A 7499-nucleotide genomic window follows, 5' to 3' on the forward strand; every position below is an offset into this window, starting at 1 on the left:
TTTTTTTGCACGTGCATTGGTTTCTTCGGTAAAGGTTTTAATGGTCTGCGTTGAAGTCTTGTCTATTGAAACATTAAACCCTAACTTTTCTTTCACCCAATTAGGCATCCAACTGGTTAATTTCTTCATCATATTGCCAAAACCGTTATACAGATCATCCCATTTGCTTTTGATGCCCTCCCAAAGCCCATTAATAAGATTGGAGCCTATTTCCATTAAATCGACACCAAACAGCCATTCAATGAGTTCATTGATTTTTTTCGAAATCCAAGAAAGTGGTGAAAAGTTTTTAAAGAGCGTCAAGAGGTTATTGAAAACGTTACTACATAAGCTCGCAAAAGAATTCCACAAGTTGCTTATGAAGCTTACTACCGTATCCCAATTTTTGTAGAGCAGATATCCAACTCCAACAAGGGCTGCAATGCCGCCAGCGATCCAGCCGATAGGTGTGGTCATGATTGCGATACCAAGCGATATAAAAGCAGAACTAACGGCAGTTATTGCTGGAATGAGTGAAGCTACAAGAGATAGTGCAAGACCCGCAACTGCAGAAGCTGCCGGTACCATTGCCGCAATGAATGCTCCGGTAAGAACTGCTCCAACCGCGGCTAAAGATGCAGCTACCCAGCCATTGAGTTCATCCCAATATTTATAGAGTGCGGCAAGTACCGCGATACCCCCAATTAGCCAACCGATAGGTGTGGTCATTATAGTATAGCCAAGCGTGACAAACGCTGCTCCCGCTGCGGCTAATGCGGCAATGAGTGGACCAAAAATGAAGGAACCAAGTGCTACAAGTCCTACCTTAAAGAGGGTTATTTCACCAATTAGAGGTTCTAGCCATTGGAACCATACTTTAATCCTCTCTGTGAGATCACTGATACCTTTTCTTAAATCAGAGGTAGGATTAAGCAAATCATTAAAGACTTTTCTTAAGGTTTTCGCCCAGCTCGCAACGGTTGTTTGAATGAGGTCGCGGTTTTCATCAATCAGGCGAGAAAAACCGTCAATCATGTCATTGATCACGGGCATGAAACGCGCGCCAATAAAGCTCGCGATACCGCCTATTTTTTTCTTAAAGGCACCAAGCTTGTCACTCAAATCTGCTGCATAGCGTGCCACATCGGCACCTATCAGCCATTTTCCTTTCCGCGCCTTTGCAAACAGTTCTTTAATGGGTGCCATGCCTTGTGCAAGCATGGTCGCCATTTCTTTACCATCGCCCCCAAACAGCAGAGCGGCAATATGCTGCCTTTGTGCTTGGCTTTTCATCTTACTCATCTTGTCGGTAATTTCTTCTAACAAGACAGAAGTGGATTTGAGTTTTCCAGAAGTGTTTTTGACAGAAATGCCAAGCGCTTCAAAGCCCATCATGCCTCTTTTTTGTCCGGCATATGCTTGTGCTGAACGCCTATTTAAAACCGCTAAGGATTGTTGAAAAAGTTCGGCAGAAGTGCCTGAATTATCGGCTGCATCACCCCATAATTGAAGTGATGCAACACTCATATTTAAATGGTGTGATGCGTGATAAAGACTATCGCCCAGATGCATGGTTTTCATGGTGAGGGCGGCTACACTTGCCACAAGACCACCACCAGCAAGTCCTAAGACACCGGTAAAGACAGAAGCACGACTTGCCGCTGTGCTAAGAGCACCTTGAACACCATGAAGACTTTTTGTCATGTTTTGTACAGCAGCAGAAAAGCGCACAATACCCAAACTATGTGATAATTTTTTTGAAAGTGTATCGAATTTCTTTTGTACACGTTTAAGAGGCGCGGTGAGTTTATCTTCAAGAGACAATTTCACCTTTGCATCAGCAACTTTTTCACTCATTTTGTTTTACACCTTTCTGCTGCTTGTTTTCGCCAGAATATGAGTTCTTGTAGTTCCATTTCCATCATGTCTGAAAGGGACCAATGGAACACAATGGCAATATCGGCTATGAGTTTAGCGGCGGTTTCCCAGTCGAGGTATCCCGCCGTTTGATAAAAGACTCCAAAATCTCTCCAATGCTTGACAAATCATTGATGTCGAGTTCGCTGATAGCCTCATGCGGCCATTCAGAAAGACGTGCGATCATAGCAATTGTTTGCTCTACGCCTTCTTTTTTGTCGATTGCTTGCACATCTTTTGTTTTGGGGCGCCGTAAGGTAATTGTGGTGTGCTCTTTTCCTTCAAAAGTAACAGGTATCAATAATTTATGTGTAATGCTTGTTTGGACGGTCATTTTTATAATCCTATATTGTTTTTATGGTCTGCGAGTTGATTGACGCCATTGAATTTTCTCACCAAGTTGAGGACGTCTATCTCAACGATTTCAACGTCCTTCTGGACATATTTGAAATACTGCAATGTGAATGTAGCCGTAGAAGTTGCTTTGCTGCCCGGTTGCCATTCTGCCATTTCAAAGCCTTTGCAAAGTCCTCTCATGGTAATGACAACACCTTCTGCGGGTGTGCCTTGCGCTTGCATTGAACTTCGTAATGAAATGTCGACATCTGTGCGCCCCAACAGTGCCATCAATTCTGGAGAGCAATCAGAAATGGTCATGCTAAGTGTGAGGGTTTCAAGACCAAGGTCAACTTCAATAGAGCTATCCATGCCACCACCGCGATAACTTTCAACGACCAAACTCAAATTCGGTAGGGTGACACTTTCACATTTTGCTTGATAGGGAATACCGTCGACAAAAATGTTAAAATACTTCAAAACTCTTGGTAATACGGGTACGGTCATTAAAAGATCTCCTCTAGGTAATCATTGATGATTTGTGAACGGAACGTGATGTGTTCTGCGGGTGTTGTGGGGGTAAATTCCACATTGAAATAGACTTTTCCACTTTCAATAGCGCTTGCTGTATTAAGCTCTAGATCAGGCGTACAGCGCCCACCAAGAATGGCGCCTTGTGCTTTTAAATCACGCAAATAGGCATTGACGCTTTCACTGACATCATTCATGTAGGTCTTTTTGATATTGCGGTCGACAGCCCATAGATGTCCGCGCAAAATGGCGTCATTGATCATATCTGCGGTTCTCACCACCGATAAGAAAGCAAACTTTGTATCGCTTGAAAGGGTGCGATTACCCCAAAGACGATAGCCGTTTTCACGAATAATGGTTGTGATGTTTTGTTCGTTAAGAAGGTTGGCGCGGCTTGATCGATCACCAATGGAAAAATCAATGGGGCGTGCAATACCAACAATGCCATTGATCACTTTGTTTGAAGGGGAATGCCAAAAACCATGGGTAAAATCCGTTTTAGCAATGACACCTGCAACCGCTGCACTTGCTGGCTGTTCTATGATCTTTCCATCACGATTCACCTTTACAAACGGATCAATAAGAATGGCGCGTTTTGAATCAAAATCCTTTGCTGTGCTAAGAGCGGCTTCATCTGTTGTGTTGGGTGCATCAAGCACCACAATAGCACGCAGACGCTCTGCAATGCCAATGAGTTCTGCTGCTACAGGATTAGAGGTTGTACTGATTTCGGCTTTGGCTGTCGCTCCAGTGCCATCCCCTTCAATCGTCACATTTGGGGCGGTTTGATAATCAAAGCCACTGTCCTTAATGACAACAGAAGTTACTTTTCCATCTTTCAGGATTGCTTCTGCTTCTGCCCCGCCGGCAATTTTAACGGTTGCTTGAGTGTAACCGCTTCCTTGGTTTATCACATCAATCTTGCTAAGACTTATAGGGCGTTTGTGTGTAAAGCCTGGAGCGATGAGAATGCGTGGTGTTTGTCCCACAATGGACCCCGCTCCAATCAAAGCATGGACGCCTTCATAAGCGCCATTTGCATTCACACCACCTAGAACATTGGTGAGTGTTGCATTTTCATTGTCACCTTCGTTCACACGCACGACAACAACAATAGCTCCCACTTGCTTGAAAATAAGATCAAGGGCATTGGGTAAGGTACCTTGACGCTTACCCGTTTTATCCAGTTTAGCTGCTTGTGAAAGAGAGCCTGTTACCAAAACTGGCGTATTAAGGGGAAATGCTCGGTCATCGGCATCAGGTGCTGTGCCAACAATCCCGATAACTGCCGATTGTACCGCGCGAAGGGGTCTGGTGCCGTCGTCAACCTCGACAACTTCAACACCGTGTAGAAAACCTGTTGCCATACTTTATGCTCCTTTAAATAAGTGGTGAATGAAAATGAATGGGAAAAATGAGAGGTAAAAAGCCGCTCTTGAGAAAGGTTTGTTTTCAACAAGCACTTTCTTTTTATAAATATCTTGACTTAGTCCCAAAATGGTACTAAGATTGATAAAAATCAGGATACACTTATGAAAATTGTTAAAATCTCCACACTTCAAACTTTTTGGGCTCGATATCCTGATGCTGAACAACCGTTAAAAGCATGGGTAGATGAAGCTAAAAATGCGCAGTGGCGTTCTCCTCATGACATTAAAGAGAAGTATAAAAATGCAAGCATATTAAAGAATAATCGTGTTGTTTTTAATATTAGAGGCAATGATTATCGTTTAGTTGTTTCAATCTTTTATCCAGCAGGTTGGCTTTATATAAAATTTATAGGGACACACAAACAGTATGATGCAATTGATGCTAATACTGTAGAACTAAAGGAATTTAAGAAATGAATATCAAACCACTTCGCACTGAAAGAGATTATCAAGAAGCTTTAGAAATTGTGTCTGCAATGTTTGACAATCAACCTAAAGAGAATACTCCAGAATTTGATCAAATGGAGGTTCTTGTGTTGTTGATTGAAGCGTATGAAGCAGAACACTATCCTGTTTCTCCTCCTCACCCGATTGAAGCTATTAAATTTAGAATGGAACAAATGAACTTAAGTGCTAAAGATCTCGTTCCTGCGATTGGTCATTTAAATCGTGTTTATGAAATCTTGAGTGGTAAAAGAAAATTAACACTGCGCATGATTAAAAACTTGCACCAACAGTTCAATATTCCACTAGAAAGTCTGATAGCTTAGGTTTTATACTAATTTATTTTTTTGAAAGATTTTTAAGGGGTTTCAAAAGGTCGTCAAAGATCATTTAAAGATCCTTTAATATGTATTATTTCTCGTTTTAGAAATCGCAATTTGAGATGATCAACTCTTTAGCTGGAATCGCATTATTTGAGGCGTTACACGAATAAAACGTGTTTACCTTTTTAAAGGTAAATTGACTGAAGGTTTTTCGAACTTCTGGCACATCATTGAGAGACAGAACAAACTTTCCCTTTAATTGTGCAAACAGTGTGGACATCGTCTGGTAATCCTCTCGCTTAAACAAATCCTTGCCATAGCAATTCTCAACGCCCCAATAAGGTGGATCAAGGTAAAACAAGGTCGTTGGCCGGTCATAACGCCTGATAAAATCAAACCAATCTAAATGTTCAATAGTGACACCTGATAAACGCCGGTAAATAAGCTTTAAGAACCCTTCAAGTTTGAAAGAGTTAAACCGTGCACCACGGTGGGGATCAACTCCAAAGGTACGCTTTGCCACCTGCCCACCAAAACTCAACCGCTGTAGATATAAAAACCGCAAAGCTCGCTCTAAATCCGTAAGCGTCTTTGGATCTTGTAACGTAAAACGTTGAAACGCCTCACGGCTGCTAATCTGGAACTCCAACAGATCCATAAAAGGGTGATAATGGCGTTGCAACACCCGAAAAAAAATTCACCACATCGCCTGAGCGATCATTGATGACTTCATATAAGGGAATCAATTTCCGCCTAAAGAATATTCCTCCCATGCCAACAAAAGGTTCGGCATAAGTGCGATGGGGAATGCCTTCAATGATTTTGATAATGGTTTTTGCCAACTTGATTTTGCCACCAACATAAGCGGCAGCTGGTTCTATAGGATCAATAGATTTTAATTTTTCTTTACAAAGTGTATCCATCATTTTTTAACACTCTTTCATCTATAGTAGCCATCTTCTCACTGTTTCCAAGTGATAAGAAGTGGCTGCGATGTTAAGTTGTGTTACATCGGGCGGGTGTTTCTCAAACTGTTCCCGTTGGCTGGACTACCAGCCCAGCCTCTATTTTTTCTTTCTTTCTTTGGTTTGGAGTTTCTAGGATAATTCCTGTGATATATCTGCTTGATTTCTCATAGCGATAGGTTATCAGAGCGGCTTGCCAAGAGCTGTTGATCTCTTTACAAATTTTTTGGAGTAAAAGAGGGGATTAGCCATGATTTCGGGGCATCCCTCTAGAGATAAAGAATGACTTCACTACAGTGCAGCAGAGACTATTCACTTCTATTGTCATCTTGCTCTCCAAATTAATGAAGAGACCATAACAATCATCTACACTCTCTCATAAGACTGACACTGTCAGTCAAAAAGCCCTTTAAAAGGGCTTTGAAAGAGCGATAAAAGGACTTAAAAACATGTAAGCCAGCTTATACAACAGCTATCCATTTGACTTGTGTCATATCTTGGTTACTTGTGCATCCATTTATTCTTTCCATAATCTTATAAGAACAGCGCCATCAGCACCAGCACCGCTGTAATGCCCATCCCCGTTAGCACCAGCACCTCCACCCCCAAAACCACGCCCTGCTTTTCCTGAAGTATGGTAACCATCTCCCGTTCCTCCAGCGCCACCCCTTGATGTATCGCCCCCAGCATCACCTCCGTTACCACTCATTTCTGCATCAATTCCTTTCGTTCCAGCATAACCATTTCCGCCTTTGGCAAGTCCTAAGAGACCATCTGTTGCCCAACCAAAGTTCCCGCCAACTCCTCCAGTACCACCAGAACCTGAGTAACGGGATGATGGGCTGGAATAATAAGCACCTCCACCACCTTTTCCTCCTGTAGCTGTCATAAAATTTTTGCCAACGGTTGTTGTGCCTCCAGAATTTCCTGTCGCACCATGCTTTGCAACAGAAGTTCCTCCTTTACCAATGATGATATCCTCATGCCCGTTTAAACTGGCTTTATAGCCGTACCACACGGAACAACCTCCACCTCCTCCACCGCCGCCTAAGCAATAAGACCAAGAGCAACCACCACTACCGCCGCCACCCCAGGCTGTAATTTCGACTTTGGTTTTATCCGTGACCCAGTTGGGCCATTCAATTTTCCCATCTTGCGTATAAAGCAATTCAGCATCGGCAATAATGAGTTTATTAATCAAATCTTTTTTGATGTTTTTAATTTCCTGCTTGAGAATATCTATTTCTGATTTCGTATAAACAAGTTCTCCATCGACTCTCAAAGGTCCTTTAAGTGAGCTTCCGCTTGTACTTAAGTTAGTGATCATTTTGTTATTATGGGTAATATTCAATGATGTGTTTCCCAACAGTTCTAAGCCACCACTCATAGTGACTTTGCTGGTAAATTTATTATAATTCTGCCATTCATTGGGGCTGGCTAAACGACCATAGCTTGTGAGATCTTCGTTGATCTTAGCTCTAAAATCATCAAGTCCCACAATATCTTCGGTTTTATGTTGATGAGAACCAAGCAAAGATACAGCACTGCCAAAGGTGAAGTTATTATTGCTTGAT

General features: G+C 42.2%; 8 protein-coding genes and 1 pseudogene. 2 read left to right on the forward strand and 7 right to left on the reverse strand.

Annotation, left to right across the window (positions count from 1 at the left end):
- The 5 genes from ACFIMC_RS10125 to ACFIMC_RS10145 all read right to left on the reverse strand — a co-directional run.
- Positions 1 to 1836, reverse strand: a 1836-nt coding sequence (locus tag ACFIMC_RS10125) for a phage tail tape measure protein (RefSeq protein WP_375680883.1), incomplete at its 3' end; no start/stop codon positions are given.
- Positions 1833 to 1904 (reverse strand): GpE family phage tail protein, encoded by a 72-nt coding sequence (locus ACFIMC_RS10130; protein ID WP_375621809.1) that lies wholly within the window; start codon positions 1902 to 1904, stop codon positions 1833 to 1835. The genes ACFIMC_RS10125 and ACFIMC_RS10130, both read right to left, overlap by 4 nt.
- A gap of 38 nt (positions 1905 to 1942) precedes the next feature.
- Positions 1943 to 2230: a phage tail assembly protein gene (locus ACFIMC_RS10135; RefSeq protein ID WP_375672169.1), complete on the reverse strand. Its 288-nt coding sequence runs from the start codon at positions 2228 to 2230 to the stop codon at positions 1943 to 1945.
- A gap of 2 nt (positions 2231 to 2232) precedes the next feature.
- Positions 2233 to 2739 carry a phage major tail tube protein gene (locus ACFIMC_RS10140; RefSeq protein WP_375641068.1) on the reverse strand — a complete coding sequence of 169 codons (507 nt, stop codon included), beginning with the start codon at positions 2737 to 2739 and terminating at the stop codon, positions 2233 to 2235.
- The gene (locus tag ACFIMC_RS10145; RefSeq protein WP_375683798.1) at positions 2739 to 4130 is read right to left on the reverse strand and encodes a phage tail sheath subtilisin-like domain-containing protein; all 1392 of its coding nucleotides are present in this window, start codon (positions 4128 to 4130) and stop codon (positions 2739 to 2741) included. Before ACFIMC_RS10145 ends, ACFIMC_RS10140 begins: the two co-directional genes overlap by 1 nt.
- 165 nt (positions 4131 to 4295) lie before the next feature.
- On the opposite strand from ACFIMC_RS10145, the gene ACFIMC_RS10150 reads away from it, so the two are divergent.
- Together ACFIMC_RS10150 and ACFIMC_RS10155 are read left to right on the forward strand one after the other, a co-directional pair.
- Entirely contained in the window at positions 4296 to 4610 is a 315-nt protein-coding gene (locus ACFIMC_RS10150) for a type II toxin-antitoxin system HigB family toxin (RefSeq protein ID WP_317993618.1), read from the forward strand.
- Positions 4607 to 4963, forward strand: a complete 357-nt coding sequence (locus tag ACFIMC_RS10155; RefSeq protein WP_156851753.1) for a type II toxin-antitoxin system HigA family antitoxin — start codon at positions 4607 to 4609, stop codon at positions 4961 to 4963. Before ACFIMC_RS10150 ends, ACFIMC_RS10155 begins: the two co-directional genes overlap by 4 nt.
- A gap of 97 nt (positions 4964 to 5060) precedes the next feature.
- Here ACFIMC_RS10155 and ACFIMC_RS10160 read toward each other — a convergent pair.
- Together ACFIMC_RS10160 and ACFIMC_RS10165 are read right to left on the reverse strand one after the other, a co-directional pair.
- A pseudogene (locus ACFIMC_RS10160) lies at positions 5061 to 5883 on the reverse strand (DNA adenine methylase).
- A 559-nt stretch (positions 5884 to 6442) separates the two neighbouring features.
- A partial coding sequence (locus ACFIMC_RS10165; protein WP_375680725.1) for a Bgr_08870 family protein occupies positions 6443 to 7499 on the reverse strand: 1057 nt, incomplete at its 5' end.

It is taken from the genome of Bartonella sp. AP21QHHD (assembly GCF_042196205.1).
Lineage (GTDB): Bacteria > Pseudomonadota > Alphaproteobacteria > Rhizobiales > Rhizobiaceae > Bartonella.

Coding starts and splice junctions, on each gene's coding strand:
- ACFIMC_RS10135 (WP_375672169.1), bottom strand. CDS start 2,230: ATGACCGTCCAAACAAGCATTACACATAAATTATTGATACCTGTTACT.
- ACFIMC_RS10140 (WP_375641068.1), bottom strand. CDS start 2,739: ATGACCGTACCCGTATTACCAAGAGTTTTGAAGTATTTTAACATTTTT.
- ACFIMC_RS10145 (WP_375683798.1), bottom strand. CDS start 4,130: ATGGCAACAGGTTTTCTACACGGTGTTGAAGTTGTCGAGGTTGACGAC.
- ACFIMC_RS10150 (WP_317993618.1), top strand. CDS start 4,296: ATGAAAATTGTTAAAATCTCCACACTTCAAACTTTTTGGGCTCGATAT.
- ACFIMC_RS10155 (WP_156851753.1), top strand. CDS start 4,607: ATGAATATCAAACCACTTCGCACTGAAAGAGATTATCAAGAAGCTTTA.